This window comes from Actinocorallia sp. API 0066, from assembly GCF_020991275.1.
Classification (GTDB): domain Bacteria; phylum Actinomycetota; class Actinomycetes; order Streptosporangiales; family Streptosporangiaceae; genus Actinocorallia.
In genome coordinates this window covers 23924-50508 of record NZ_JAJLQY010000002.1, presented here as the reverse complement: position 1 = coordinate 50508, position 26585 = coordinate 23924, and the positions used below count along the sequence as shown (strand labels likewise).

The 26585-nt window shown below is 69.9% G+C and carries 32 protein-coding genes; 16 read left to right on the top strand and 16 right to left on the bottom strand.

Features of this window, described 5'->3' with window-relative positions:
• Positions 1 to 104: 104 nt before the first annotated feature.
• The 5 genes from LO762_RS05065 to LO762_RS05045 form a co-directional block, all read right to left on the bottom strand.
• Positions 105 to 884: an SGNH/GDSL hydrolase family protein gene (locus LO762_RS05065; RefSeq protein WP_374201539.1), complete on the bottom strand. Its 780-nt coding sequence runs from the start codon at positions 882 to 884 to the stop codon at positions 105 to 107.
• A gap of 82 nt (positions 885 to 966) precedes the next feature.
• Positions 967 to 2442 (bottom strand): metallophosphoesterase, encoded by a 1476-nt coding sequence (locus tag LO762_RS05060; protein WP_230612951.1) that lies wholly within the window; start codon positions 2440 to 2442, stop codon positions 967 to 969.
• 72 nt (positions 2443 to 2514) lie between these two features.
• Entirely contained in the window at positions 2515 to 2916 is a 402-nt protein-coding gene (locus LO762_RS05055) for a YccF domain-containing protein (protein ID WP_230612950.1), read from the bottom strand.
• Between the two features lie 81 nt (positions 2917 to 2997).
• Complete coding sequence (locus LO762_RS33365) at positions 2998 to 3864, bottom strand: diacylglycerol kinase family protein (protein WP_230612949.1); 867 nt, start codon at positions 3862 to 3864, stop codon at positions 2998 to 3000.
• Positions 3861 to 5405: an FAD-binding oxidoreductase gene (locus LO762_RS05045; protein WP_230612947.1), complete on the bottom strand. Its 1545-nt coding sequence runs from the start codon at positions 5403 to 5405 to the stop codon at positions 3861 to 3863. Before LO762_RS05045 ends, LO762_RS33365 begins: the two co-directional genes overlap by 4 nt.
• A gap of 51 nt (positions 5406 to 5456) precedes the next feature.
• Here LO762_RS05045 and LO762_RS05040 point away from each other — a divergent pair, with 51 nt between their 5' ends.
• The 4 genes from LO762_RS05040 (at position 5457) to LO762_RS05025 (ending at position 9090) form a co-directional block, all read left to right on the top strand.
• On the top strand, positions 5457 to 6083 hold the full coding sequence (locus tag LO762_RS05040; RefSeq protein WP_230612945.1) for a TetR/AcrR family transcriptional regulator: 627 nt from the start codon (positions 5457 to 5459) through the stop codon (positions 6081 to 6083).
• A gap of 72 nt (positions 6084 to 6155) precedes the next feature.
• Entirely contained in the window at positions 6156 to 7670 is a 1515-nt protein-coding gene (locus tag LO762_RS05035) for a glycerol-3-phosphate dehydrogenase/oxidase (protein ID WP_230612943.1), read from the top strand.
• A gap of 80 nt (positions 7671 to 7750) precedes the next feature.
• On the top strand, positions 7751 to 8638 hold the full coding sequence (locus LO762_RS05030; protein WP_230612941.1) for a sucrase ferredoxin: 888 nt from the start codon (positions 7751 to 7753) through the stop codon (positions 8636 to 8638).
• Between the two features lie 155 nt (positions 8639 to 8793).
• A complete protein-coding gene (locus LO762_RS05025) occupies positions 8794 to 9090 on the top strand; it encodes a WhiB family transcriptional regulator (protein WP_187247343.1) in 297 nt (98 codons plus the stop codon).
• A 143-nt stretch (positions 9091 to 9233) separates the two neighbouring features.
• On the opposite strand, the gene LO762_RS05020 is transcribed toward LO762_RS05025, so the two are convergent.
• The gene (locus tag LO762_RS05020; protein ID WP_230612939.1) at positions 9234 to 10166 is read right to left on the bottom strand and encodes a phosphotriesterase; all 933 of its coding nucleotides are present in this window, start codon (positions 10164 to 10166) and stop codon (positions 9234 to 9236) included.
• Between the two features lie 31 nt (positions 10167 to 10197).
• Positions 10198 to 11154, bottom strand: a complete 957-nt coding sequence (locus LO762_RS05015) for a YihY/virulence factor BrkB family protein (protein WP_230612936.1) — start codon at positions 11152 to 11154, stop codon at positions 10198 to 10200.
• Between the two features lie 522 nt (positions 11155 to 11676).
• Here LO762_RS05015 and LO762_RS05010 point away from each other — a divergent pair.
• Genes LO762_RS05010 through LO762_RS04995 form a run of 4 tightly spaced genes read left to right on the top strand, consistent with a single transcriptional unit; the run spans position 11677 to position 14989 of the window.
• On the top strand, positions 11677 to 13368 hold the full coding sequence (locus LO762_RS05010; protein ID WP_230612935.1) for a nitrite/sulfite reductase: 1692 nt from the start codon (positions 11677 to 11679) through the stop codon (positions 13366 to 13368).
• Positions 13369 to 13374: 6 nt separating this feature from the next.
• Positions 13375 to 13518 carry an Insertion element protein gene (locus LO762_RS05005; protein ID WP_230612933.1) on the top strand — a complete coding sequence of 48 codons (144 nt, stop codon included), beginning with the start codon at positions 13375 to 13377 and terminating at the stop codon, positions 13516 to 13518.
• Between the two features lie 11 nt (positions 13519 to 13529).
• The gene (locus tag LO762_RS05000; protein WP_230613573.1) at positions 13530 to 14240 is read left to right on the top strand and encodes a phosphoadenylyl-sulfate reductase; all 711 of its coding nucleotides are present in this window, start codon (positions 13530 to 13532) and stop codon (positions 14238 to 14240) included.
• Complete coding sequence (locus LO762_RS04995; RefSeq protein WP_230612931.1) at positions 14222 to 14989, top strand: sirohydrochlorin chelatase; 768 nt, start codon at positions 14222 to 14224, stop codon at positions 14987 to 14989. The genes LO762_RS05000 and LO762_RS04995 overlap by 19 nt, the downstream gene beginning before the upstream one ends.
• Here LO762_RS04995 and LO762_RS04990 read toward each other — a convergent pair.
• Entirely contained in the window at positions 14967 to 15557 is a 591-nt protein-coding gene (locus LO762_RS04990; RefSeq protein WP_230612929.1) for a TetR/AcrR family transcriptional regulator, read from the bottom strand. The genes LO762_RS04995 and LO762_RS04990 overlap by 23 nt on opposite strands.
• An 87-nt stretch (positions 15558 to 15644) precedes the next feature.
• Between LO762_RS04990 and LO762_RS04985 the strand changes: the two genes are divergently transcribed.
• Positions 15645 to 17153: an NAD(P)/FAD-dependent oxidoreductase gene (locus LO762_RS04985; RefSeq protein ID WP_230612927.1), complete on the top strand. Its 1509-nt coding sequence runs from the start codon at positions 15645 to 15647 to the stop codon at positions 17151 to 17153.
• Here the strand turns inward: LO762_RS04985 and cynS are convergent.
• Entirely contained in the window at positions 17113 to 17556 is a 444-nt protein-coding gene (gene cynS, locus LO762_RS04980) for a cyanase (RefSeq protein ID WP_230612925.1), read from the bottom strand. The two genes, LO762_RS04985 and cynS, sit on opposite strands and share 41 nt — an antisense overlap.
• Positions 17557 to 17705: 149 nt before the next feature.
• On the opposite strand from cynS, the gene LO762_RS04975 reads away from it, so the two are divergent.
• From LO762_RS04975 to LO762_RS04960, 4 genes are all read left to right on the top strand, one after another.
• On the top strand, positions 17706 to 18635 hold the full coding sequence (locus LO762_RS04975) for a hypothetical protein (protein ID WP_230612924.1): 930 nt from the start codon (positions 17706 to 17708) through the stop codon (positions 18633 to 18635).
• Complete coding sequence (locus LO762_RS04970) at positions 18632 to 19204, top strand: AAA family ATPase (protein ID WP_230612922.1); 573 nt, start codon at positions 18632 to 18634, stop codon at positions 19202 to 19204. Before LO762_RS04975 ends, LO762_RS04970 begins: the two co-directional genes overlap by 4 nt.
• A 20-nt stretch (positions 19205 to 19224) precedes the next feature.
• Complete coding sequence (locus LO762_RS04965) at positions 19225 to 20679, top strand: ASCH domain-containing protein (RefSeq protein WP_230612920.1); 1455 nt, start codon at positions 19225 to 19227, stop codon at positions 20677 to 20679.
• Positions 20680 to 20930: 251 nt separating this feature from the next.
• Positions 20931 to 21194, top strand: coding sequence for a hypothetical protein (locus LO762_RS04960; RefSeq protein ID WP_230612918.1), 264 nt, complete (start codon positions 20931 to 20933; stop codon positions 21192 to 21194).
• A 121-nt stretch (positions 21195 to 21315) separates the two neighbouring features.
• On the opposite strand, the gene LO762_RS04955 is transcribed toward LO762_RS04960, so the two are convergent.
• From LO762_RS04955 to LO762_RS04930, 6 genes are all read right to left on the bottom strand, one after another.
• A complete protein-coding gene (locus LO762_RS04955) occupies positions 21316 to 21507 on the bottom strand; it encodes a DUF397 domain-containing protein (RefSeq protein WP_230612916.1) in 192 nt (63 codons plus the stop codon).
• Positions 21488 to 21691 (bottom strand): DUF397 domain-containing protein, encoded by a 204-nt coding sequence (locus tag LO762_RS04950; protein ID WP_230612914.1) that lies wholly within the window; start codon positions 21689 to 21691, stop codon positions 21488 to 21490. Before LO762_RS04950 ends, LO762_RS04955 begins: the two co-directional genes overlap by 20 nt.
• A gap of 15 nt (positions 21692 to 21706) precedes the next feature.
• Complete coding sequence (locus LO762_RS04945; protein WP_308103534.1) at positions 21707 to 21913, bottom strand: Scr1 family TA system antitoxin-like transcriptional regulator; 207 nt, start codon at positions 21911 to 21913, stop codon at positions 21707 to 21709.
• A gap of 45 nt (positions 21914 to 21958) precedes the next feature.
• Positions 21959 to 22219, bottom strand: coding sequence for a helix-turn-helix domain-containing protein (locus tag LO762_RS04940; RefSeq protein ID WP_230612910.1), 261 nt, complete (start codon positions 22217 to 22219; stop codon positions 21959 to 21961).
• A gap of 176 nt (positions 22220 to 22395) precedes the next feature.
• On the bottom strand, positions 22396 to 22590 hold the full coding sequence (locus tag LO762_RS04935; RefSeq protein WP_230612908.1) for a DUF397 domain-containing protein: 195 nt from the start codon (positions 22588 to 22590) through the stop codon (positions 22396 to 22398).
• Positions 22591 to 22615: 25 nt separating this feature from the next.
• Complete coding sequence (locus LO762_RS04930; protein ID WP_230612906.1) at positions 22616 to 23479, bottom strand: helix-turn-helix transcriptional regulator; 864 nt, start codon at positions 23477 to 23479, stop codon at positions 22616 to 22618.
• A 459-nt stretch (positions 23480 to 23938) separates the two neighbouring features.
• On the opposite strand from LO762_RS04930, the gene LO762_RS04925 reads away from it, so the two are divergent.
• Genes LO762_RS04925 through LO762_RS04915 form a run of 3 tightly spaced genes read left to right on the top strand, consistent with a single transcriptional unit; the run spans position 23939 to position 25107 of the window.
• Positions 23939 to 24187 carry a hypothetical protein gene (locus LO762_RS04925; RefSeq protein WP_230612904.1) on the top strand — a complete coding sequence of 83 codons (249 nt, stop codon included), beginning with the start codon at positions 23939 to 23941 and terminating at the stop codon, positions 24185 to 24187.
• 22 nt (positions 24188 to 24209) lie between these two features.
• Positions 24210 to 24410, top strand: a complete 201-nt coding sequence (locus tag LO762_RS04920) for a hypothetical protein (RefSeq protein WP_230612903.1) — start codon at positions 24210 to 24212, stop codon at positions 24408 to 24410.
• Positions 24403 to 25107: a hypothetical protein gene (locus LO762_RS04915; RefSeq protein ID WP_230612902.1), complete on the top strand. Its 705-nt coding sequence runs from the start codon at positions 24403 to 24405 to the stop codon at positions 25105 to 25107. The genes LO762_RS04920 and LO762_RS04915 overlap by 8 nt, the downstream gene beginning before the upstream one ends.
• Before the next feature lie 27 nt (positions 25108 to 25134).
• Here the strand turns inward: LO762_RS04915 and LO762_RS04910 are convergent, their stop codons facing one another.
• The gene (locus LO762_RS04910) at positions 25135 to 26496 is read right to left on the bottom strand and encodes a DUF2079 domain-containing protein (RefSeq protein WP_308103345.1); all 1362 of its coding nucleotides are present in this window, start codon (positions 26494 to 26496) and stop codon (positions 25135 to 25137) included.
• Between the last annotated feature and the right edge of the window lie 89 nt (positions 26497 to 26585).

The following is a 26585-nucleotide window of genomic DNA, read 5'->3' as shown; positions in this document are numbered from 1 at the left end:
CACTCGCGGCCCGCCGCGCCATCATGCGGGGCCGGGCCCGAAGCGTCACTCGCGGCCTGCGCCGCGCCGCTTGGCGGGCGCGGCGTGCGGGACGGGGGGTGGGGTCAGAGGGGGCGGAGGTCGGGGCGTTTGGGGGTGCGGCCGTCGCCGGAGGAGGTGCCCTTGAGACGGCGCTGGACCCACGGGGCGAAGTAGGTGCGGGCCCAGTGGAGGTCGTCGCGGCGGGCCTCCGGCCAGGTCTTGGCGGGCGCCACCGGCCACGGGGTGCGCCAGTCGCCGTCGACGGGCAGGCCCAGGTTCTCGGCGACGGCCAGGGCCAGGCGGCGGTGCCCCTCGGGGGTGAGGTGCAACCGGTCCTCGTGCCAGGCCGGGTCGGCGCCCAGCACGGGCATCGACCACAGGTCGACCACGCGCAGGCCGAGCCGGTCGGCGATCGCCCGGATGTGCATGTTGTAGGTGGCGACCCTGCCGCGGAACCGCCCGTCGGACGCGCGGCCGTTCAGCGCGCGGAACTTCGGGTCGAATCCAGTGAACACGACGACCTCCGCGCCGGTGCCGCGCAGCGCGGCGAGCACGTCGCGGTACCGGGCGGCGAGCCGGTCCGGGTCGGCGCCGGGACGGATCATGTCGTTGCCGCCCGCCGAGACCGTGTACAGGTCGGCCTTCATCGCGACGGCCGCGGGCACCTGCTCCGCGCCGATCTGGTGGAGCAGCTTGCCCCGCACGGCGAGGTTGGCGTACAGCACACCGGGGTGCGCGGCGTCGAGGTGCTCGGCGAGCCGGTCGGCCCAGCCGCGGTACTCGTCGGGACGGTACGGGTCGTTCAGGCCCTCGGTGAAGCTGTCACCGAGTGCGACATAAGAGCGGAAAACCTTCTTACCCACGGCACTCACGGCATAAAGAGTGCAACATGCATGTTGCCCTACGCGACCGTAACAAACGGTGATGACCGCCACGTCATCGGCGTCACCGCAGGCTGACGCGCACCTCGTGCTCCAGCGGCGGGTCGAGTTCGTGCGCCCGCCTCCCGGTCGCGCCGTAGCAGCCGATGCGCAGCTCGCCCGGCGTGACGTCGAGGCGGAGGAAGCTCTTGAAGAAGGGCGGGACGTCGCTGTCGGACGCCTCGGAGAACACCCGGTGGTACGGCTTGCTCACCGGCAGGCGCAGCATCGGGCGGCGGCCGGGGCGGCGCCGCTCGTCGGGGACGGCGAGGAGCGACGCGATGACGCGGGCGCGCCAGCCGGGCGTCACCCCCCTGCCCTCGGGCCGGGTCGGGGTGATGCCGAGCCTGCGCGCGACGGCGGCCGACGCCTGCGGGTAGTCGAGTTCGAAGAACCGGCGCAGCCCGAGCCGGCGGAGGCGGCGCCCGTACAGACGGCTGTAGAAGACGAGGGAGTCGCCCCGGATCGGGTGGCAGAAGAACTCGTCCTCGGGCACGACGGTCACGGACGGGATCGTGTGGGTGGCGTGCATGTACGCGCCGGAGCCGCCCGCGACGAGGTACTCGATGACGCGCCCGTCCACCTTGACCGGATAGCGCTGGTAGTTGTGGATGTCGCCCCCGATGGCGGCGACGTACCCGGTGGAGCGCACGATCTCGTCGACGGTGCCGCCGCCCTGGATGGGACACGGCCGGTAGGAGTTGTCCCGGTAGATCGGTTTGCCGGTGATGAGGAGCTTCGGCCGGGGATCGGCGGAGACGCGGCGCAGCCACGCGCCCTGGTCGGCGTCCAGCCGTCCGCTGATGCCGGTGTCGATGCCGACGATGCGCAGTTCGGGGCTGTCGATCACCCAGTACGGGCCGGGCTGCACGCCCTGCTGCTCCGGCCGGGAGCGCAGCGCTCGGGCCGCCTCGAACGCCTCCTGGTCGATCTTGTCGGGGCGGCGCCAGAGCCGCTTGGTGAGCGGGCCCACCTTGCCGCGCCACCAGTCGCCGGGCGAGCCGTCGCCCTCGCGGCCGCAGAAGACGCGCATGAACCCTTCGAGGCCGTCGTACCAGTCGTGGTTGCCGGGCACCGCGTAGATCGGGGCCGGATAGTCCTGGTACGGCTTGTAGAAGACCTGCCCGTAGTCGTTGATGGAGCCGACCGGGTAGTTGACGTCGCTCGCGAGCACCATGAACGACGTGCCTTCGGCCTTCTTCAGCATGCCGGGGACGACCGCGTACTGGGAGGAGTCGCCTTCTCCGGGGTCTCCCAGGAGGAGGAAGGAGAAGGTGTCGCCTTCGGTGCGCATGGGGGCGTCGCCGGGGGTGCCGACCCAGCGGCGGCGCAGGTCGTCCACGGGGTCGCCGAACCGCTTGGCGATGACGTCGTTGCGCGACCGCCACAGGACGGACGGCCGCATCCACGACAGCGCGGGACGCGGACCGAGGTCGGCGTAGGTGCCGGGTTCGCCGTCGACCCAGAACGAGGCATGGTGTGAGCTTCGGGGGGAGGTCACCCGTCAAGGCCACCACGCCCACCCCTTCTGGATCAAGGGGTCACGATGATCTTTCCCCGGCCGCCCGTCGGATCAGAACCCCTGTCCGGGCGCGCCGGGCGCGTCACTGGAGACGATCTCGCGCCCGAGCGGCGTCAGCGACACCGGAATCAGCTTGAAACTCGCGATGCCGAGCGGGATCCCGATGATCGTCAGGCACAGCGCGATGCCCGTCGTCAGATGCCCGATCGCCAGCCAGATCCCCGCCACCACGATCCAGATCACGTTCCCCACCGCCGACCCGACCCCCGCCGACTCCTTCTGCACGATCTTCTTCCCGAACGGCCACAGCGCGAAGACCCCGATCCGCCACGCCGCCACCCCGAACGGAATCGTGATGATCAAAATAAAGCAGACGATCCCCGCCACAAAGTAACCGATAGCCATCCAGAACCCGCACAACACCAGCCAGATCACGTTCAACAAGGTCCGCATACCCCAACCCTACGCCGCCCCGCCCCCGCCACGGTGGCTCGCTCGGGGCACGGTGGCCGGGGGTCGCGGAGGCGCGGTGGGTCAGGGGCGGATGAGGTTGAGGGCGCCCGGGAGGGCGCGGACGGTGATGGGGAGGTGGCCGGGGAGTTCGCCGTCGGAGCCGTAGCGGAGGGGGCGGGTGGCGGAGAGGTGGACTTCCTTGGCGCGGAGGACCTCGACCTGGGGGCGGGTGACGTGGGTTCCGGACTCCAGTTCCAGGAGGATCCTGGCCAAAAGGGGGCGGGAGGATTCCTTGATGACGACGATGTCGAGGAGGCCGTCTTCGACCGAGGCGGAGGGGGCTACGTGGCGGTTGTAGCCGTAGTAGCCGGAGTTGGCGGCGACGACGGCGTAGGCGCGGTACTCGTGGGGGGTGCCGTCCAGGACGACCGTGTAGGTGGTGGAGCGCCAGGCGGCGACGGCCTTCACCGCGCCCCAGGTGTAGGAGGCCCTGCCTCGGAGCCACGTCTTGTTCGCGTAGGCGTTGGCGTTGGCGTCCACCCCGGCGTAGACGCTGCCCAGGGCCGGTTCGCCTTCGACCTCCAGGGCGTCGGTGGGCTTGGCCTCGCCGTGCAGCAGGAGGTCCACCAGGGCCTCGGGCGCGGTGGGGAGGTCGATCTGGCGGGCGAAGTCGTTGCCTCGGCCCGCGGGCACGATGGCGTACTCCGCGTCGGTGCCTACGAGGGCGCCGCCTACCGTCCCGGCTATGCCGTCGCCGCCTACGCCCAGCACGGTGTCGCCTCGGGCGGCGGCGGCGCGGGCGAGGTCCTTGGCGTGCGCGAGGTCGCGGCTGTAGTCGACCTGGAGGGGCGCGCCCGCCTCGCGGAGGAGGCGGGCGAGCGCGAACAGCTTCTTGGCGGCCGAGCCGCCGCCCGCGGTGGGGTTGACGACGGCGGTGAACGACCTCACGGGACCAGCACCCCGGGGTTGAGGATCCCGGCCGGGTCGAGCCGTTCCTTGACCGCACGGAGGATCTCGACGCCGAGCGGGCCGATCTCCTCGGCGAAGGCGGCCCGGTGGTCGGTGCCGACGCCGTGGTGGTGGCTGATGGAGCCGCCCGCCCCGATGATCGCGGCGTTCACGGCGGGCTTGGCGGTGTCCCAGTCGATCGCGGGCGTGACGATCGTGAAGTAGAGGGACGCGGAGGACGCGTACACATGGGAAATGTGGCACATCACGACATGGCCCGGCAATGCATCACGAACCGCCTCATACAGGGCGGGGATGGCGGACCAGAACGTCGTCGTCTCCAGCGTCTCCACGAACGCGCCGACGTCCAGCAGGGAGTCGCGCAGGTACGGCGCGGCGAAGCGGCCGTGCGCCCAGCCCTCGCCCGGCGCGGTGCCCACGGACGTGCCGCCGGACTCGGCGAGGATCTCGCGCACCCGCACCCGCCGCTCTGCGGCCTCCCGCTCCTCCCCCTCAAAGCCGACGATCGCCAGGCAGCCGGACGCGCCTCCGTCGCCGATCGCGCCGGACTGGGCGAGGTTGACGAGCGTCTCGGTCTCGTCGGACAGCCGCAGGACGGTCGGGACGGGCCCGTCCTGGATGATCCGGCGCAGCGCCGCCGAGCCGGTGGCGAAGTCCGGAAAAGTCCACCCCTCGTAGGTCTTGGCCTCAGGCACCGGGCGGACCCGCACCGTCACCGAGGTGATGACGCCGAACGCGCCCTCCGAGCCCAGCACGAGCTGCCGCAGGTCGGGCCCGGCCGCCGACTTCTGGGCGCGGCCGAGGGTGAGCGTGCCGGTGGGCGTCGCGACGGTCAGCGCGACGACGAGCTCGTCGAAGCGCCCGTACCCGGCCGACGACTGGCCGCTGGAGCGCGCGGCGGCGAACCCGCCGATGGTCGCCCACTCGAACGACTGCGGGAAGTGCCCGAGCGTGAACCCGTGCCCGGCGAGCAGCTCCTCGGCGCGCGGCCCGCGCACGCCGGGCTCGAAGGTGGCGGTCCGGCTGACGGGATCGACGGCGAGCAGCCGGTTGAGCCGCCGCAGGTCGAGCGCGACGAACCCGTCGAAACCCGACGCGTCGGGGGCGAGCCCGCCCACAACGGACGTGCCGCCGCCGAACGGGACGACCGCGAACCGGTGCGCGGTCGCCAGTTCCAGGACGCGCACGACGGCGTTGTGGTCGGCGGGCAGCACGACGGCGTCGGGGGTGTGGGTGGTGTCGCCGCGCCGGATCGCGAGGAGGTCGGGGGTGGACTTGCCGCCGGTGTGCCGGACCCGGCTCTCGGCGTCGGTGCGGACCTCCGCGACGTCGGCGAGCGCGGCGAGCGCGGCGGGGGTGAGGCGCGGCGCGGGCGGCACGATGTCGGCGAGCGCGACGGGCGGGGTCTCGCGCGGCTTGACGCCGAGGAGGTCGCGCAGCAGCGCCGTGATCTTCTCGGGCAGCGGCGCCGCCTTGGCCGGGTCTCCCCAGCCCGACCAGGAGATCTCGGGTTCTGACATGGTGGCTCCTCTGAGTGCGCTCGTCCCGGCGGGTGTGGTTCACTGTGACACATGACGTCAGTTCGTCACAACATGCCCGAGCGAGACGGCTCGGGCCGCGCCGCCTCCACCGACGCCGTGCTGGACGCGGCGCGCGACTGCGTGCTCGCGGTCGGCGTCCGCCGCACCACGCTCACCGACATCGCGAGGCGCGCCGGAGTCTCCCGGATGACGCTCTACCGCCGCTGGCCGGACGTGCGCACCATCGTCGGCGACCTCATGACGCGCGAATGGCTGGAACTCGCCCTGTCGGTCGTCGACGAGAGCGGCGGTGACGCGCGGACGCGCCTCGTGGACACGCTCGTGGCGGGCACCCGGACCTTCCGCGAGCACCCCCTGCTGCGCAAGATCGTGGACGTCGACCCGGAGCTGTTCCTGCCCTACCTGCTGACGCGCGCGGGGATGAGCCAACTCGCCTTCCTCGACCTCATCGAGGGCGAGATCGTGCGCGGGCACGAGGACGGCTCGATCCGGCCCGGATCGGCCGCGCTCCAAGCGCGCGCGCTGCTGCTCATCGTGCAGGGCTTCGCGCTCTCGCTGCCGACGATGACCGACGAGGAGCGCCCCGAGGAAGGGCTGACCGCCGACGCCTTCGACCTGGAACTCCGCCTCATCCTCGACCGCGCCCTCTCCCCCTGACGCCGACCGGCGCCCCCGAGGCACCCGCGTTCCCGACCTTCCCGACGCACCGACCGCACGAGCGAGGACCCCATGAGCACTTCCCTGAACGCGGCCCGCAGGGCGCGGGATCTGGCGGCGGCGGCCGACGAGGTCGCCGACGTCCTTGTCGTCGGCCTGGGCGTCACCGGCGCGGGCGTGGCGCTGGACGCGGCGGCGCGCGGCCTCAGGGTGACCGCGATCGACGCGCACGACATCGCCTTCGGCACGTCGCGGTGGAGTTCCAAGCTGGTGCACGGCGGCCTGCGCTACCTGGCGTCGGGCCAGGTGGACGTGGCGCACGAGAGCGCGGTCGAGCGCGGCATCCTCATGACGACGACGGCGCCGCACCTCACCCGGAAGATGCCTTTTGTCCTGCCGCTCACCCCGCTCGTCAGGACCCGCGCCGCGCTGCTCACCGCCGTCGGCCTCCGCGCCGGCGACGCGCTGCGGATGAGCGCCGGAACGCCACGCTCCGCCCTTCCCGGCCCGTCCCGGCTGTCCGCCCCCGCGACGCTGCGCGCGGCGCCCGTGCTGCGCGCTGAGGGCCTGCGGGGCGGCCTCCTGTCGTGGGACGGCCAGCTGCGCGACGACGCGCGCCTCGTCACCGCGATCGCCAGGACGGCGGCGGGCCACGGCGCGCGCGTGCTCACCCGCTGCCGCGCCCTCGAATTGACGGGAAGCGGCGCCCGTGTCCGAGACGAGCTCACCGGCCAGGTGCTGGATGTGCGCGCCCGCAAGGTGGTGAACGCCGCGGGTGTGTGGGCCGGCGGCCTCGTCCCCGGCATCGCCCTTCGCCCGTCCAGGGGCACCCACCTCGTTCTGGACGCCTCCGTGTTCGGCGGTATGCGGTCGGGCCTGCACATCCCGATCCCGGGCACGCTGAACCGGTTCGCGCTCGTCCTCCCCCAGGACGACGGCCGTGTCTACGTCGGCCTGACCGACGAACCGGTCGAGGAGATCCCGGACGTCCCGCAGGCCCCCGAGTCGGACATCGGCTTCCTCCTCGACGTCCTCAACACGGTCCTGGAGATCCCGGTCCGCCGAGAGCACGTGCTCGGTGCCTTCGCCGGGCTGCGTCCACTTCTGGACGCCGAAGGCAAGACCGCCGACATCTCCAGAAGGCATGCGATTCTCACCTCCCGTGACGGAGTTGTCACCATCGTGGGCGGAAAGCTCACCACCTACCGCCGGATGGCTCAGGACGCGGTGGACGCCCTCGGCCTCGATGTCGGCCCCTCCCCCACGGCGACGATCCCCCTCGTGGGCGCCGCCTCACCTGCCCGTCTCTCCCGCGTCCAGGCCCCCGCGAGGCTGGTCCGCCGTTACGGAGCGGAGGCGGCGGACATGATGGCGCTCGCCGAAGACGACCCCTCGCTGTTGGAGCCGATCCTTACGGAGCGTCCGCACCTCCGGGTCGAGTGGGAGTGGGCGATCCGGCACGAGGGGGCCCTTGACGCGTCCGATCTTGTTGATCGAAGGACCCGTCTGGGCCTCGTCCCGGAGGACCGTGAGCAGGCGATTCCCCTGGCCAACGCCCTTCTCGGCACGAGAATTGCAGCCGAGTGAGGTGTGTCACCCGGGGTTGTTGGGGGAACGGGGAGTTAGGTTAGGGTGTCCTAACAAACGTTTCGGGGGAGGGACGACCGTTGTCACGCTCGGTCTCGTGCGGGCACTGCCCGGACAGTCACTCAGGGGAACGGCCCTGCCTGGCGAGCGCGACGACCAAAGCCAACTCCTGGCTCCTGATCGAGCACTCCGGGCCGTGGCCGTACAAGATCGAGGATCTGGGCCTGCCCGTCGTCGACAGGGCGCTCCAGTACGGCGTGCGGCCGCAGCTGATCCGCCGGACGGGCCGCCGCGCCCCCACTCCCCCGCTGCGCGTCTACGCGGGATGGTCGGGCGCCGACCCGTGGCTGGAGACCCGCGTGGTCGCCGACCACGCCGAGCTGGAGGCGCTCGACCTTGAGGCGGTGGCCCGGGGCCGTCGCCCCGGGTTCGGCGAGCCGACGGTCGAGCCGCTGCTCATGGTGTGCACGCACGCCAAGCGCAACGCCTGCTGCGCGCGCACGGGCACCCCGCTGGCACGTCGTCTGGCCGAAAGCTATGGCGACCTCGTCTGGGAGACGAGCCATGTCGGCGGCGACAGGTACGCCGCCAACCTCGTGTGCCTCCCGCACGGCATCTACTACGGCGCGATGGACGGCGAGAGCGCGGGCACGGCCGTCGACGCCTACCTGCGCGGCGAGGTCGTGCTGGACCGGCTGCGCGGCCGGGCGGGCCTCCCGGAACCGGCCCAGGCGGCCGAGCACTTCGTGCGCGCGCACACCGGATTGCTCGGACTGGACCAAGTACGGGTAATATCCGTCACGGGCACCGGCCCCTATATGACGAGGGTCACAGCGGCCGGGAGCGTGTGGTCCGGCACCGTTGAACTGGTGGAAAACGCCGGTGGCTGCGGCCACGAGTGCGATGAGACGGCCCAGACATACCAAATGAGGGACCTGGCCCTTCACAGCGAGGCGGCCCTCGTGTAATCTCTGCGAGGCCCCATTCGGGGATCGCCGCGCCGCAGGCTCACCCATCATAGGGAACACAGCGGCAACTCCGGACGTTGAAAATTCTGACGCTACCAAGCGTCGGCAACGTCTATGTCCTTATTTGCTCAGAAATCAACTGAGGTGGGTGTTTCATGGCTCAGGTACGTCGGCAGGCTAACCTCCCCCGTCCCAGCTGGGGCTGGCAGGACGCCGCCGCGTGCCGGGGGGAAGACCTTGTGCTCTTCTTCGGCCCCGACGGCGAGCGTCAGCCCGAGCGGGAGATCCGTGAGCGCAAGGCGAAGCAGGTCTGCATGGGCTGCCCCGTCCGCACGGAGTGTCTCGACTACGCCGTCTCCCGTCCGGAGAAGTACGGCACGTGGGGCGGGCTGAACGAGGACGAGCGCGCCTCCGAGCGTCGCCGCCGCATGCGCCGCGCCAACGCCGCGTAAAGATCGGCCGCCGACAACCCCGGCACCACCCGAACGCCTCCGGCCCCGTTTTCCACGGGGCCGTTTGCGTCTCTGCTGTTCTTCGGAAATAGAAAAGGCCCTCCGACGGAGGGCCTTTTGTGTTAGGGGTCACCCGGCGGGCGTCACAGGGCGCGCGAGGACAGCCAGCGCAGCGGGTTCTCCCGGGTGAGCAGTTCCAGCGTCGCGTCGTCCACGCCGCAGGCGCGCAGCGAGGGGACGAACTCGGTCAGCACGGTGCCGTAGCCGGGGCCGCCGTAGTGCGCGATGTCGCCCATCCGGCAGACGCCGGAGCCGAGCAGCATCCGGTCGGCGTGGCCCGCCTCAATGAGTTCCAGGGCCGAGCGCAGCGCACCGGCCCGCGTCCGGGCGAGGTCGCCGAACGACACGTACGCGCCGAGTTCGGCGATCTTGCGGTGCACCGAGAGGTCGCCGCCGAGGTCCTGCTGGCCGACGGCGACGCGTTCGGGCGCGACGCCGAGGTTCATGAGCAGTTCGAGCTGGTCCAGCGCGGGACGGCCGTACGTCGCGACGGGCAGGCCGGTCTCCAGCGCGGCCAGGCCCGCGCCCCGCAGCGCCTTCTCCTCGCCCGTCGTGGGGGTCTCGCCCCAGCTCCCGACCTCTCCGATGACGCCGGGGAGCACGCTGGTGCCGTCCATGCCGAAGCCGATCTCGGCGATGAGCCGCTCGGCGATCTGCTCGGGGTCGAGGTCGGCGAGGACCGCCGGGTGGAACGGGTCGGCGAAGTATCCGGTGGAGGCGACGACGGCGACCCGGCTGGCGGCGCTGATGCGGGCCAGGGCGGAGGCGTCGCGGCCCATGCCCAGGCAGGTCAGCTCGACGACGAGGCCGAGTTCCCACTCCTTGCGCAGCGCGGTCAGTTCGGCGGCGACGTGGAGTTCCTCGTCGAGCCAGCGGTGCGGGTCGGACTCGGCGCGCACCGGCCAGCGCAGGTCGAGGCGGAGGTGTTCGCGGGAGAGCACGCGTCCGGTGAGGGCGGAGAGCTGGGCGGGACCCGTCACTGTACGGATACGGGCGTCTACGTTCAGGGCCGTCATAAAACGCTAGGCTAAGCGAACTTTGCCGTAATTAGTGAATGGTGCCCGAATTCTTTACCAAGGCCGCGGCCCGCGCACGCGAGGTGCTGACACTCGGCCAGAGCTTGTCCACCTCGGCATTCAGGCAGGCCCCCACCAGCACCGCGAAGGCGGTGACGTACAGCCAGGCCATGAAGGCGATCGGGGCCGCCAGGGACGCGCTCACGGACACCCCGGTGAGCGTCCCCGACAGGTAGATCCGCAACAGGACGCTGCCGACCACCCAGAAGACCATCGCCACGACGGCGCCGGGCATCTCCCGCCACCAGGCCGTCCTCACGGGCACGCTCAGGTGGTAGAGCAGCGACAGGAACAGGATCAGCACGGTGATCGTCACCGGCCAGTAGCACAGCGAGATGATCCGCGCGCTGGACGGCACCAGGTCGCGCAGCAGCGCCGGGCTGACGATCATGAACGGGATCACCAGGACGGCGACGAACAGCCCGACGATGTAGAGCAGGAACGCCTGCAACCGGGTCCGGATGACACCGCGGACCCCGTCGAGGCCATAGGTGATGGTGATCGTGTCGACATAGACGCTCATCGCCCGCGAGCCCGCCCACAGACAGATCACAAAACCGACCGAAATGATGGCGATCTTGTCGCCGCGCACCACGTCGTCCACGAGCGGTTCGACGACGCTGTCCACCGCGGGCTCGGTGAGGAAGGTGCGGGACTTGGCGATGATCCAGTTGCTGATCTCCGCGACCGTCTCGGCGCCCAGCACCCCGCGCAGATGGCCCATGCTGGAGATCAGCCCGAGCATGAGCGGCGGCAGCGACAGCAGGGCCCAAAAAGCCGCCTCGGCGGCCAGGCCGGTGATGCGGTAGTTGAACGCGGTGACGGTCGTCCCGCGCACCAGCAGCCACAGCAACCGCGGCAGCGCGGCGGCCCGGCGGGCGGGCCTGAGGGCGGGGGACTCCACGACCCGCGGGGCGGCAGAGGTCACGAGGAACACCGTAGGGGTTCGCGTACCCGGATCATTCGCTCTCGCCCAACTCCGATGGTCGTGCCGTGGTCCGGACGGGGTTCCGCCCTATGATGTCCGACACATTCAGCAACACTTCCGTGGTACCGGACACTCGTCACGATAGGTGACACTGAAGCATGATCTGCTTGCAGTGCCGAAACCGTCACCATGAGGATTGCCCCGGTGGATCCTGGTGCGACTGCCAGCACCAGCCACCGACCGAACCCACCGACGAGGGGCCCCTGAACTGGGTCCGACAGGGCTGAACATGACCTTCGGAGCATGTCCACATGCCGGACGCGGCTGGACAACGGCCGCTACGGCGTGTCAAAGTCAAGGCATGACTGCTGCCTGTGACCCGTTGCTGGTGATGCGCCGGCACGTGGACTTCCTCCGGGTCCGCAGCGCCATCTGTCGGTAACGCCCCAGACCACGCCCCGACGTTTCCGGGCCCGTGGCGCGTACCGGCCTTCCTTCTCAGCGTCGAGCCTCCGGTGCGCCATGCGGTCCGCCGCCACACCACAACGACCTCCGGAGAGGACGCGCGCCGTGCCACCCCGCAAGCGTGGTGAGGGCCAGTGGGCCCTTGGATACCGCGAGCCGCTGAACAAGAACGAAGAAGGCAAGAAGAACGACAACCCACTCAACGTGGCGAGTCGGATCATCAACATCTACGCCAAGCGCGGCTTCGACTCGATCGACCCGGCCGACCTGCGCGGCCGCTTCCGGTGGTACGGCCTCTACACCCAGCGCGCTCCCGGCATCGACGGCGGCAAGACCGGCCTCCTGGAGGAGGAGGAGCTCGACGACCGGTACTTCATGATGCGGGTGCGCATCGACGGCGGCCAGCTCAGCGTCGCCCAGCTCCGCGTCCTCGCCGACATTTCCAATGATTACGCCCGCGGCACCGCCGACATCACCGACAGGCAGAACATCCAGTACCACTGGATCGCCATCGAGGACGTCCCGGCGATCTGGGAAAAGCTGGAAGCCGTCGGCCTGTCCACGATGACCGCCTGCGGCGACTCGCCGCGCGTCATCATCGGCTGCCCGCTCGCCGGGATCGCCGAGGACGAGGTGCTCGACGCCCAGCCGCAGATCCAGGACGTCCTGGACCGCTACCTGGGCTCCAAGGAGTTCTCGAACCTGCCGCGCAAGTTCAAGTCGGCGATCTCCGGCTGCTCGGCGCACTGCACCGTGCACGAGATCAACGACATCGCCTTTGTGGGCGTGGTGAACGAGGCGGGCGAGGCCGGCTACGACCTGTTCGTCGGCGGCGGCCTGTCCACGAACCCGATGTTCGCCAAGCGGCTGGGCGTGTTCGTCACGCCCGAGCGCGTCCACGAGGTGTGGAAGGGCGTCATCTCGGTCTTCCGCGACTACGGGTACCGCCGCCTGCGGCACCGCGCCCGGATCAAGTTCCTGATCAACGACTGGGGCGCGGAGAAGTTCCGCCAGGTCCTGCAGGACGAGTACCTGGGCTACCCGCTGCCCGACGGCCCCGCGCCCGCGCCGCCCAAGCCGCAGCGCGACCACGTCGGCGTGCACCGGCAGCAGGACGGCAACTTCTACGTCGGGTTCGCGCCGCGCGTCGGCCGGGTCAACGGCGACAAGCTGCACGTGATCGCCAGCCTGGCCGAGAAGTACGGCTCCGACCGGATCCGCACCACGGCCGAGCAGAAGATGGTCATCCTCGACATCGCCGAGGACCGGACCGAGGCGCTGGCCGCCGAGCTGGAGGCGCAGGACCTGCGGGTGCGCCCGTCGGTGTTCCGCCGCCAGACCATGGCCTGCACCGGCATCGAGTACTGCAAGCTCGCGATCGTCGAGACCAAGCAGCGCGCCATGGACCTCATGGACGAGCTGGAGAAGCGGCTGCCGGACTTCGACCAGCCGCTGTCGATCAACGTCAACGGCTGCCCGAACGCCTGCGCCCGCATCCAGGTCGCCGACATCGGCCTCAAGGGCCAGCTCGTGCTGGACGAGGAGGGCAACCAGGTCGAGGGCTTCCAGATCCATCTGGGCGGCGAGCTCGGCATGACGTTCGGCAAGAAGGTCCGCGGTCTCAAGACGACCTCCGCGGGGCTCACCGACTACGTCGAGCGGATCGTGCGCCGGTTCGACGAGCAGCGGACCGAGGGCGAGACGTTCGCCCAGTGGGTGCGGCGCGCCCCCGACACGGACCTCCAGTAGGCGGGAATGAGCGAGCGAGCGGCCCCGTTCTACTGCCCGTACTGCGGCGACGAAGACCTAGTTCCCTACGAGGGGGACGGGACCTGGCACTGCCGGGCCTGTGCCCGCAAGTTCCGATTGAGCTTCCTCGGGATTGGAGCCCCCCGGTGACGGTGCTGGACATGGCCAAGGTGGAGACGGTGCGTCCGTCGCTCAGCCTTGAGGACATCGTGGACTCGGCGGCCACGGCACTCGCCGACGCCTCGGCGTTGGAGATCGTGCGGTGGGCGTCGGCGACGTTCGGCGACCGGATCTGTCTGACGTCCTCGATGTCCGACGCGGCGTTGATCCATCTGGTCTCCAAGGTCCGTCCGGGCGTTGACGTGCTGTTCGTGGACACCGGCTACCACTTCGCCGAGACGATCGGCACCCGGGACGCGGTCGAGGCGGTGTACCCGGTGAACGTGATCAACGTGCGGCCCACCAGGACCGTCGCCGAGCAGGACCGCGACCTCGGGCCGCGCCTGCACGGCCGCAACCCGGACCTCTGCTGCCACCTGCGCAAGGTCGCGCCGCTCGGCCGGGCGCTGGAGGGCTACATGGCGTGGTTCACCGGTGTGCGCCGGGACGAGACGTCGAGCCGCCAGGACATGAGGGTGGTCGAGTGGGACCGGCGTAGGCAGATGGTCAAGGTCAACCCGATCCTCAACTGGTCCGAGGACGACGTCGACAACTACATCGCCGACAACGGCATCCTGGTGAACCCGCTGCACTACGACGACTACCCGTCGATCGGCTGCGCCCCGTGCACCGCGCGGGTCGAGCCGGGCGCCGACCCCCGTTCGGGCCGCTGGTCGGGGCTCGGCAAGGTCGAATGCGGAATCCACCTCTGAGCTCGCCGCCACCGCTCGTCGCCGTCGCGCACGGGTCCCGCGATCCGCGGGCGACGGCGACGGTGGAGGGCCTGCTCGACCTTGTCCGGGCGCGGGGCGTCAACGTGCTCGCGTCCTATCTCGACCACGCCGCGCCGTCGCCGGTGCCGGTGCTCACGGGCCTGCGCTCGGCGGTGGTCCTGCCGCTGCTGCTGACCGCCGCCTACCACAGCAAGATCGACATTCCGGACGTGCTGGCGCGGGCCAGGTCGCGGAACCGGGGCCTGGCGGTGCGCGTCACCGGGACGCTCGGGCCGCATCCGCTGCTGCTGGACGCGTTGGAGCGGCGGCTGGCGGAGGTGGACGTCGTGCCGTCGCCGGATACCGGTGTGGTGCTCGTCTCGGCGGGCTCCTCGGACCCCTCGGCCAACGCGGTGATCGCCTCGATGGCGCGGGCGTGGCGTCGGCGCGGATGGTATGACGTGCGTCCCGCCTACGCGTCGGCCACGTCGCCGACCCCTGCGGACGCCGTTCACGCGCTCTACGAGGCGGGTGCGCCCAAGGTCGTCGTGGCGTCCTACTTCCTTGCCCCCGGATACTTCGCGGACAAGGTGCGGACGGCAGCCGAGGAGGCGGGCGCCCGTGCCGTCTCGCCGGTGCTGGGGGCGGCGCCGGAGCTCGCGGACATCGTCGTCGAGCGGTACCGGGACGCGCTGGCGCTGCGGCCCGTCGCGGCGCGGCGCAGGGTCAGCGGACGAGCAGCAGTCTGATCAGGTCGCCGAGCGGCCGCGGCGACAGCGCCGGATCGACGGCCCGGCGCAGGCCCAGGCCGATGCCGAGCCCCAGGATCGCCTCAGCGAGTTCCTCGACCGGCAGCGGCAGCGCGCGCGGGCTGCGGCGCAGTTCGGCGCGCAGCAGCTCGGTGAGGGCCGCGGCGGCCTGCCGGCCGCCCTCGGCCACCCGCGCCTTGACGTCCGGGGCCGAGCGGGCCGCGTGGATGGCGAACTCGGCCTCCAGGAGGGTCCAGCCGGGGTCGCCGACCGTCGCCTCGGCCCAGGCGTCGAAGGCGCGCAGGTGCTCTTCCAGCTCGCCCTCGGCGAAGAACACGGCGGTGATCGCGGCGACGTGCTCGCCGCGCACCTGCGTGATGACGTGCTCGCACAGCTCGTCCTTGGTGGCGAAGTTGCTGTAGACGGCGCCCTTGGAGAACCCGGCCGCGTCGGCGACCTTCTCCAGGCTCGTGGCGTGGTAGCCGTCGCGGAGGAACAGCTCGCGGGCGGTGGCGAGCAGCAGTTCACGGGTGCGGGCGCGGCTCTCGGCGCGGGTCAGCCTCGACATGGATACTGATGGTATCCAAATACCCATTGACACATCAAATCGGTTCTCCCTACCGTCGGTATCCGAATCCCCCCGGAAGGAGAACTGATGGACCACGAGGTGATCGCCGTCGGAGCGGGGTTCTCCGGGCTGTGCGTCGGGATCAAACTCCGCGAGGCGGGCATCGAGGACTTCGTGCTCCTGGACGCCGCGGACGGGGTCGGCGGCGTCTGGCGGCACAACACGTATCCCGGTGTCGCGGTGGACATCCCGTCGGCGACCTACAGCTACTCCTTCGAGCCGAACCCCAACTGGTCACGTGCCTTCGCGCCCGGAAACGAACTGCTCGCCTACGCCGAGCGCGTCACGGACAAGTACGGGTTGCGGCCCAAGCTGCGGCTCGGGACGTTCGTGCACAGGGCGGTGTTCGACGAGGAGCACGACCTGTGGCGGGTCGTGACGAACCACGGCGAGCTGACCTGCCGGTTCCTCGTCGGCGCGGTGGGGCCGCTGGACCAGCCCAAGATGCCCGACATTCCCGGCATCGATGCTTTTCAGGGGAAGGTCATCCACACCGCGCGGTGGGACCACACATACAACATGTCCGACGAGCGCGTCGCCGTCATCGGGACGGGCGCGTCCGGGCTCCAGGTGATCCCGCACCTGGCCGAGCGGGCCGAACACCTCACCGTCTACCAGCGGACGCCGATCTGGGTGTTCCCCAAACTCGACTTCACGATCCCGCGCCCAATGCGGACGGCGCTGCGCGTCGTGCCCGGCCTCCAACGCGTGGTCCGGGCGGTGACGACGGTCCTCACCGAGGCGATCTTTGTGCTGGGCGTCATCTACCACAAGCGGCTTCCGTTCCTCGCCTCCGGAATCGAACGGATCTGCCGGGCACACCTCCGACGTCAGGTGCGCGACCCGGAGATCCGGCGCAAGCTCACCCCGTCCTACGGATTCGGGTGCAAACGGCCGTCGTTCTCCAACAGCTACCTCGCCACCTACAACCGGCCCGACGTGTCCCTCGTGACGACGCCCATCGAGCGGATCACCGGGCACGGGATCGTCACCGCCGACGGCGTCGAGCACAAGACCGACACGCTCGTCCTCGCCACCGGGTTCAAGATCCTCGAACTGGGCGCGACCCCCGCGTTCCCCGTCTACGGGCTCGGCGGCGTCGAACTCGGTGAGTTCTGGGACGAGAACCGGTACCAGAACTACGAGGGCGTCGCGTCGCCGCAGACCCCGAACTTCTGGCTCATGAACGGCCCCTACTCGGTGTCCGGCGCGTCATGGTTCACCATGATCGAGACCGGTACGCGGCACATCGTGCGCTGTGTCGTGGAGGCCCGCAAGCGCGGGGCGTCCCGGATGACGGTGAAGCAGGCCCCGCACGACGCCTACACCCGGCGGATGCGCGACGGCGTCGAAGGCACCATCTTCGCCCGTCCGGTGTGTACCGGCTCCAACTCGTACTACTTCGACAGGCACGGGGACGTCCCGTACATCAGGGCGCAGTCCGGGCCCGCGTTGTGGTGGGCGTCCGGCCACTTCGACCTCGACGACTACGCGTTCACCACTTCCGGTAGGGCTCGAACCGGCCGTCCATCGTGACGCGCACCCTGTCGCCCGCCGGGTCGGGGACGCGCTCGACGTCGAGCCGGAAGTCGATCGAGGACATGACGCCGTCGCCGAACTCCTCGTTGATGATCGACTTCAGGGTCGAGCCGTACACCTGGACGATCTCGTAGAACCGGTGGATCAGCGGGTCGGTGGGCACGAGCGCGCCGACCGACCCCTTGTCGGCCGGGGCCTGGAGCGCGCGGGCGACGTCCATGTCGAGCCCCAGCAGATCCACCACCGCGTCGGCCTCGGCCATGCTCATCTGCTGCTGTCCGAGCAGCGCCGAGGTCGTCCACACCGTGTGCTGGTCCACGGCCTCGGCGATCTCGGAGAAGGTCAGCCCCTTCTTCGCCTTCGCCTCCAGGATCAGCTCCATGGCACGCATCTTGTCCATGATCACAAAATAGCGGCACCAAATTTCACCCACATGAAAACCGCATCACGCCCAAGTACGGTGAGCTCGCCGACGCGTGGGTAAGCTTCTTGGGTGTTTTCTGGGGCTCGCTGTGGGCTTTTTGTGGGCATGGGTGCGAGACTGGGGGCGTGATCCCTTCGGAGAGGACATCGGAGTCGGCGGCCGACACGTTGGCTGGTGAGGTGCGCCTGGTCGTTCGGAACGGGCTGCCGGTCCGTCCCGACCAGGTGGGGCCACGGCTGCTGAGCCTGGCCGCGGTGCGGGCGCGGGCGCTGGACGCCGGAGACCGGGGCAGCCGAGCGCGGGCGCTGGAGGCGGTACTGCGCGCCGAGCTGGACCGGCTGGACAACGCCGAGCTGGCCGCGGCCGCACGGCTTCTGTTCGGCGTCGTCGAGGCGACGTCGGGGGCGAAGCTGACCGCCCGCCGCCAGGCCGCCGCAACGGCAGCCGGGTACGAGGTGCACCACTTCCGCAAGAGGATCGAGCCGAAGATCTGCGGCCTGGTCGCCGGTCAGCTGCTGCGCGCGGGCGAGGACGCCGAGGCGGCGCTCCCGGCCGCGCCCGTCCTGCACGCCGCCGCCCGCCCCCTGGTCCTGCCGGCGGACGTGTTCGCCTGGGAGGCGGCCGAGCACCAGAGCGCGGTCGCGGCCCTGTGGGGGGCCGCGTACCTGCTGCGCGCCGAGCTCGTCAACGTCGCCCGGCTGGTGAGCATGGACGCCCCGCCCGGCGAGGTCGACGGCGCCGCCGACGTCGCGCTGTGGCGGCACGCGCAGGTGCTGGCGGCGACCGCCGCCTACCGGGCCTGCTATGGGGCGGTGCTCCTGCACGCCGCGGGTGACCTGTCGCCGGACCAGATCGGTTCCTCCGCCGGGTGGACGCCCGCCCTGACCCCGGCCCAGGAGTTGCTCCTGGGCGGCCTCGGCGGCCCCGACGACGGGTTCGCCTCCTTCACCGCCCGCCTTGCCGCGTCCGGCGGCGGCCGCGACCTCGCCGCCCGGTGGCGGCAGGCGCTCACCGGCCGCCGATCCCGCCCCGACCAGGAAGAACACGACGGATGACCCTTCAGCAGCTCCTCAATCCGACCACTCCGCCGCGCCGGTACGTCATCACCGGCGGCCCGTCCGCAGGCAAGGACGCGGTCTTCACCGAGCTTCAGGAGATGGGCGTCCCCGCCACCGTTGGGGAGCCCGCCAGGGAGATCTACCGCGCGCACCGTGACCGGCTGGGCCGCCACCTGCAGGTCGGCGACCGGCAGGCTTACTCCCGCGATGTCCTGGCGGCGTTCGTGCGGGAGTTCTGCGACCACACGGCGGGCCTGCACTTCTACAACCGGGGCATCCCCGACGGCTACGGGTGGGACGCGTTCTTCGGTCTACGCCCCTACCCGGAGCTGGAGGAGGCCACCCGGATCTACCGGTACGACGCCGTCTTCATCCTGGACGCCCTGGACGACTTCGACTCCGAGGACGACCTGGTGTGGGCCAAGGAACGCGAGATCCGCCGCGTCCACGAACTCATCATCCAGGGCTACTACGACGCCGGATACAAGCCCATCTTCGTCCCCGCCGACGACGCCGCCCGCCGCATCAGCTTCATCCTCGCCCAACTCCCCGTCCCCGCCGTCTGACCCAGAAGGGCCCCGACCCTATGCACGGCCGCACCGAACGCATGGAGATCATCAGCCCGAACAACGTCCTGGCCAACGCGATGCTGAGGGCAGTGGACATGGTCCGCCCCCGCCTACAGGCCACCAACCCCGACCGCGTCGCGTTTGTCGTCGGCACCCAGATCAACGGCGCCCCCCACCTCGGCACCAGCCTGGTGCAGACCGCGGCGTTCCTGCTGGCCAAGCAGACCAAACGGACCTTCGGCGTCGACACCATCGTGCGCTTCTCCGCGCTCGACAACGCCCCGTACGACATCCGCCTGGACCCCGAGACCCACCACGCCTACCAGACCACCTACCGGCACGCCCTCGGCCCGGACGGGATCGAGGCCCTGCTCGGCAAGTACTACCGGGCGATGTTCGACTCACTGGCCGACGCGACCGGCGTCGACTACGAGATCGAGACCTACACCGACCAGCAGGCCGACCCCGGCTTCCGACACGAGTTCCTGGCCACCCTCGGCAGGCTCGACCAGATCCGATGGCCGCTCGCCCCGTCGCACGGCCAGGTCCACCTGCGGCTGCCGTGCCCGGGGTGCGGGTGGGCCGAGAAGAGGGCCGAACGGACGAAGCTGCTGCGCACAGGCTCGGGCGGGGCTGCGTTCGCCGCGGTGTGCACCGACCACGGCGACTACGAGACCCATGTGACCGCCGAGTCCGGCGCCTACCTCGACCTCGCCACCCTGTACCGGAACCTCGTCAAGGAGCGGCACGCCGTGCGCGACAGCGTCACCCTGTCGGTGATGGTCAAGGGCGGCGACTGGGCGTACGGCTGCCAACTCGTCGACGAGGCCTTCGCCCAACTGCCCGGCCTCGCCCCGCCGCCGCGCATCTTCACTCCGATGGTCCTGACCGACACCGGCGCCAAGCTGTCGAAATCCCTCATCCGCGACGGGAAGGTGCCGCCCCCGCCCGGCGCCCGGCCCTGGATGCTCGACGTCACCGACTGGGACGGCACCACCGACGGCTTCGTCGACGCCATGGTCTGGCTCGTCGGCCGGATGCTCGCCGACCCCAAGCACTTCTACCGCTCCTACACCACCGCTGAACTGGACAGGATCATGACCGGACGACCCAGCACCACCACTACGCCGCGTGCCCGCGAGATGAACCTCTACCGGCGTTACTTCGACCTCGTCGCGAACGGGTCGAAGACCATCGAGGTCCGGGTCCAGTACCCCAACCTGCGCAACCTCGCCGCAGGCGACCACATCCGCTTCGTGTGCGGCCGCGACGACGCCCTCACCCGCGTCAAACGCGTCACCCGCTACCGCACCTTCGAAGAGATGCTCGACACCGAAGGCCCCTCACGAGTGAACCCGACCAGCCCCCGAGAGCAGCAACTCGCCAACATCCGCCGCATCTACGGGCCCGAGAAAGAAGCCCTCGGCGTCCTCGCCATCGAGATCGAACTCCTCGACAAGCCCGTCGGCTGACGTACCCCACCCGGCCGCCTGCATCTTCCGGTGATGCACCGGCCTGCGCGGCGAGGTGGCTGCGGGACGCGCTCGCCGTGCTGGCTTGGGGAGGCGATACGAGAGTGTGTACGTTAAGCACTGTTTGGCGCTATTGTCCGCTTGTGCGTTCAGTCCTCTGCGTCGTTGCCCTCATAGCCTGTGCGGGGTGCGCGATCGGCGTAGGCCCGGGGCCCACGAAGCCGCCTCCTTTGGGCTCGAACGTGTATGCGATGCCAGTAGAGGATCAAGAAATGTTTCTTGCGGCTTTGGAGCAAGCGGATCCGGGGCTGGTCGTCGGTGAACACCGACGGGATCGCGGGTTCCGTCAGGCCATACGTACATGTCGAGCGATCGACAAGGACCCCGAACTCAAAGGAGCAGAGCTGGCCATCTATGTCTCCCAACGATTCACCAGCCTGCACGGCGAGGTGTCCGTCGCGGAGGCGCGCGAGCTCGCCCCTGTGATCGCGAAGACGATCTGCCCGCACCTCTAGTGTCGGTGCACCCCCAAGCGCCACGTGGATCTTGGAGGCCTGGGGCGTGACGAACGCGGCCGGGCGCGCGACCTGGTGGGTCGCGCGCCCGGTCGGGGTGTCTGTTGGGGTGGGGCGAGGGCTACAGGTCGTGGTGACCGGCCTTCACGGCTCCGATGAGGGTTCGGAAACCGCGAGCACTGATGCTGAGGTGGGGAGCCTGAGGGTTCTTGCTGTCCCTGATACCCCTTGCCTGCTCCTCTAGAGAGGCGAGTTCGACGCAATCGGTGTATGAACCGTTGCTGTGACTGCTCTTACGCCATGTCGTCGCCATGGCGGCCCGCCTTCACACCACGCAGGAACGTGCGGAACGTGCGCCTGGAGACGTTGAGATGCGGCAGCTCGGTGTGCTTGCTGTCGCGTACACCTATGCACGAAGAAAGCGATGTCGCTTCTACGCACTGACCGGTGCCGCTGCTGTAGCTGCTCTTCCGCCAGGCACGGGCCGATGGGTTCACGGTCCGCACTCCTTCCTAGTCCTTGGACGCGATACCGGCGATCAGGTCGGCGGACGCCGTCGGGCTGAGCGCGGTAGCCCGCAGACGCTCAAAGACCAGCGTATACCGGTCAAGGTCGCGTGCCTTCTCCAGGAAGAGATCACCAGCCGTGCTTTCGATGTAAACGACGTCTTGCCCGGTCTTCTCGGCGAAGCGCATCAGCGCGGCATGGCGGTCACGGATGTGGCCTTCCCCTGCCAGGTGGAGATCAGACCTTTAGTACGGGGATCAGGCTTGTTCCGGGGGTCGCGCCCAGCGGTGCGCCGTCGCGCTGGGGATTCCCGTCAGTTCTGCGATCTGTCGGTACGACAGGCCGCTTTCCGCGAGCGCGGCGATGACGCGGGCGCCCGCCTCGGTGTTCACGTGGCGTCGCCGCCATGCCTCCGCGGCGGCGGCCACCAGGTCATCACGCGCGGCCGCAAGATCGTCTTGGTCGACATGAGCGCGGTCGGCTCCGAGTAGTTCGGCGATCGCTTCTTTCAGGTTCACCTTGAAACCTCCTGTCTCATTATGAGACAGTACAGCCCGACGCTGGAAGTGGACAAATCGCCCCAAATGGCGCGGTCACGCCGCCGGGGCACTGCCTGGGGCGTGACGAACGCGGCCGGGGGCGCGGCCTGGTGGGTCGCGCGCCCGGCCGGGGTGTCTGTTGGGGTGGGCGAGGGCTACAGGTCGTGGTGACCGGCCTTTACGGCGGTGATGAGGGTTCGGAACCCACGGGTGTTGACGCTGAGGTGGGGTGATTCGGGGTGCTTGCTGTCCCGCAGCCCGATGAGGGACCGGACGGATGCGACTTCGACGCATTCGCCGTTGCCGCTGCTCCGGCTACTCTTCCGCCAGATGGGGGAGAAGTCCGTCATTTCGGATCTCCTTCGTTCACGCGGCCTAGCGCAGTTCCTCGGCCAACGCACGCAGCAGGCGTGATGACTCGTTCGGAGACAGCGCAGACGCTCTCAAGTGGTCGAACATCAGTCTATAGGCCCGGACTTCGGGCGGCTCCTCGATGAACAGGGCGCTGGTGCCCGCGTCGATGTACACGATGTCCGGATCATCGCCGTCATACCGCAGAATCGCGAACGATGAGGCCATGGCGGCGTGCGCTCCGGCACTGTAGGGCAGCACCTGGATGTGAACGCCCGGCCGTTCGGAGACTTCGGCGAGCCAGCGGAGCTGTTCCGCCATGACCTCGGGTCCGCCGACGAGCCGTCGGGCGGCCCCCTCGTCGAGGATGATCCAGGGGCGCAACGGATTGTCGCCTTCGAGCACGTGCTGCCGTTCCATCCGCAGCGCGACCCGCTGCTCGATCGCCGCGTTGTCGTCGTCCGGGCGCGTGGCGCGGATGACCGCGCGGGCGTAGCCCTCAGTCTGCAGCAGACCCGCCACGAGTTGCTGCTGATAGCTCAGTAGCGTGCTCGCCTCGGTCTCAAGGCCGATGTAGGTGCTGGTGCTGTACTCGGGCGGTAGGACGTTGGCGAAGTCCTTCTGCCACCAGCCGAGCTGCCGGGCCTCGCGGGCCAGCGTAAGCAGCCTCTCGGCGTTGTCGTCGTCCACGCCGTAGACGTCGAGCAGGATCTTGAGGTCGCCGGGACGAATCCGCCGCTCGGCGTTCTCCCAGCGGGCGAGGGTGCTGGCCGCCCAGCCGCTCTTCGCGGCGGCGCGCACCTGGTCGATCGTTCGGTCGCCCCTCAGCTTCCGCAGCTCGCGGGCGAGCCGCTTACTGCGCAGCGTGGGGCTCGATCTTGCACCCATACCAACTCCCAACCCTTTTTGGCTAATTGCCAACGGCATCTTGCCATTGGCCTCAATACTCTACATGCTGGTGTCAGGTTGCCACGGCATGCAGTCGCGTGGTGGCACAACGGCAAAACTCAGGTCCGCAGAGTGATGGCGGGCTGCCAAGACAACAACGGCGCCGAGCCTGGTGCGTTCTGGGAAAGATCGCCTGGCTTGGCCTTGATCAGAAAGTGAGGTTCGACCATGGGGCGAGATGTGACGGCCGCTGGGGCGCGGTTGGGTTCGGAGGGGTGGGAGCGGTTGCGGGTGGAGTTGCAGCCGGAGGGGTTGGGGTTGGGGGTGGTGCGGAGGTGGGTCCGGGGGCTGCTGGTGGAGTGTGGGGCGGTGGATGACTGCTTGTTGGTGGTGTCGGAGTTGGTGGGGAATGTGGTGCGGCATCAGGGGGGGACGGGTGTGGTGTTGGTGGAGTTGTTCGTGCGGCATGGGCGGGGGGTGGTGGAGGCGGAGTTGCGGCATGTGGAGGCGCGGCGGGAGTCGTTCGTGCCGTTCAAGCCGTCGATGGAGCGGGAGTTGCTCCTTGCGGGTGTGGACGTGCCGGTGGAGGGGTTGGTGGAGTCGGGGCGTGGGCTGCTGGTGGTGGGGTTGGTGGCGAAGCAGTTCGCGCAGGAGGTGCAGGGCGGCGTGTTGGTGTCGGTGTGGTCGCACGGGTGTAAGTGCCGGTGAGCGGCGGGAATCGGAGCGTCCTGTGACGGGGCTCGGCGGGGCGATCGTGGAGGCGGCCGGGCTGGTCGTCGTGTTGCTCGTCACCGGGGTGGTGTCCGGGGCGTTGGGATGCGCGGTGCTGCTGTGGCTTCTGGGCTACCGCAAGCCGCCGTCGCCGTCGCCGTCGCCGTCGCCGTCGCCGTCGTCGTCGTTGTTGAGCGGGAGGAGGGGTGGGCGTGAGTGAGGAACAGGAAGGGCCGCCGGTGTTGGCGACGTCGGTGGAGACGGCGGCCGGGTTTCGGGTGGTTCTGCCCGCTGTGTTGGGGGAGGGCGGCTTGGCCGGGTTGTTGGCGGGCTGTGTCAACAGGGTGCACGGCAAGTTGGTGAACGTGGCCGGGACGTGGGCGCGGCATCTGCACGAGAATCCCGACGTGTCTGCTGTGACGCGGGCTTACTGGCGGGGTAAGCACGACGGTTACAGCGAGGCGGCCGAAAGCCTGGTGGAGGAGATCCTTGGACGGAGCCACTCGTGGGACCAGGAACAGGTGTTCTCACCCAGCGATCCCGCGTCCGTCGCATGGCGCGCGGAGTACCTCCAGTTGAACGTGAACCGGCCAGAGGTCCCGTTGCCGGTGGCGGACCCTCCGCTGGCGGATCTGGTGGCGGAGCTGCTGGTCCAGCGGGACTTCATGGTCGGGCAGGCCGTCTCGGTGGCCTACTCGGCGCTCTGCTCCTTCGGCCAGGAGAAGTGGCCCGCCGTACTCGACATGCGCTCACCCGACTTCGAACCGATCCTCGCCGCCGACCTCTCCCAATCGCGGGTCTGGGCCATGGCCGCCGACTCCCTGGAACAGACCCTCGCCCAGGCGCTCGGCCACCTCGACATCTACGTCCACCACATCGCCGTCCACGGGTACTGGCTGGACCGGATTCGGGTCTGAGGACCGTGTTGTTGTCTCCGGGGTCAGTCAGGGGCAGTGGTGGACTTCGTAGCCGTGGCGGTGCCAGGTGAGGTGGCAGGTGGGGGGGATGACGGGGGTGGGGGGGCGGGTGGTGTCGACGATCAGCCAGGGGGCGGGGTGGGGGGTGTTGTCCCAGAGGAGGACTCGGGTGCGGTGGGTGAGGAAGGGGCCTACGGAGCCGTGGGCGTCCACCGTGGCTCCGGAGGGGATCTGGCGGGCGGCCTCCTTGGCGGCGGCGGCGTGCTCCGTCGTCCGGTAGAAAGCCGGGTTTGCCAGGGCGTCGATGGGGGTGAAGGGGAGGAGGGCGACGGCGGTCAGAGCGATGGCGGGGGGCCACCAGCGGGTGGCGGTGTTGAGGGTGGGGGCCAGACGGCTGGGGGCGGGGTGGGCGGTGAGGCGGGCTGCGCCGTCGATGGCGGCCACGAAGAGGGGGGCCACGAGGAACGCGTTGTAGTGGAACTGGATGCTCCACCAGTTGGGCCAGCTGTCGGCGAGCATCCGTTCCAGCAGGAGGGGGACCACAACGAGGACCTGGGGGGAGCGCAGCGGGAGGAACAGCAGCGGGGCCAGGAGCAGCACCACCGTGGTGGGTTTCTCCGAGGGGGTGAACAGGGCCGTCACGACGTCTTGCGGGTGGGTGACGGCGTGGGCGGCGGCCGACAGGGGGTCGGGGCCGAAGTCGCCGTAAGCCCAGTAGTAGGAGGGATCGCCGCCGAAGAACGGGATGACCAGGCGGGCGGCGGCCAGCGTTCCGGCTAGGCCGACCAGGATGAACAGCGCGGCGGGGCGGCGCTGCCCGCGTTGGGTCAAAAGGAACAGACCGAAGCCGACGAGTAGGAGCCCGGCGTCCTCCTTCACCAGGAGAAGCAGCGAGCCGACAGCAAGGGCCTGCCAGCGGCGGCCTGCCTGCCAGCGCTCGGCCATGCACAGGAAGAGCAGGGGCGCGAAAGCAGTCTCGTGGAAGTCCACCGCGAGGGCTTCCCACAGCGGCCGGGACAGCAGGTAGGCGAAGACGACAAAGCCCGCCGCGCGCCTTCCGAGCGTCCGTTCGGCGATGAACCACAGCGGGACGGCCGACACCGCGAACAGCACGGCCTGCGCGACGATGAGGGTGCGGGGGCCGTCGTGCAGCCAGTAGAGCGGGGCGAGGGCGGCGAGGATCGGGGAGAAGTGGTCGGCGAGGAGGTTGAAGTCCATGCCGTACCCGGCCCTGATGCCCTTGATCGGGGAGATCGGCCCGTGGAAGGTGCTGTAGGAGCGCACCGCCTGGTCGAAGATGACCAGATCCCACGAGTTCGTCCGGCCCGTCGTGAACCTGACGAGCCCGTACCCGGTATAAACCGCCGCGAACACCGCGACCTGGACCACGAGCCAGGGCCGCGTGCGGCGGCCCCGGGCGATGGCGCGAACGTCGATGACCCCAACTCCAGCCGCTCCGCCGCCGTCCGGGCCGGGAC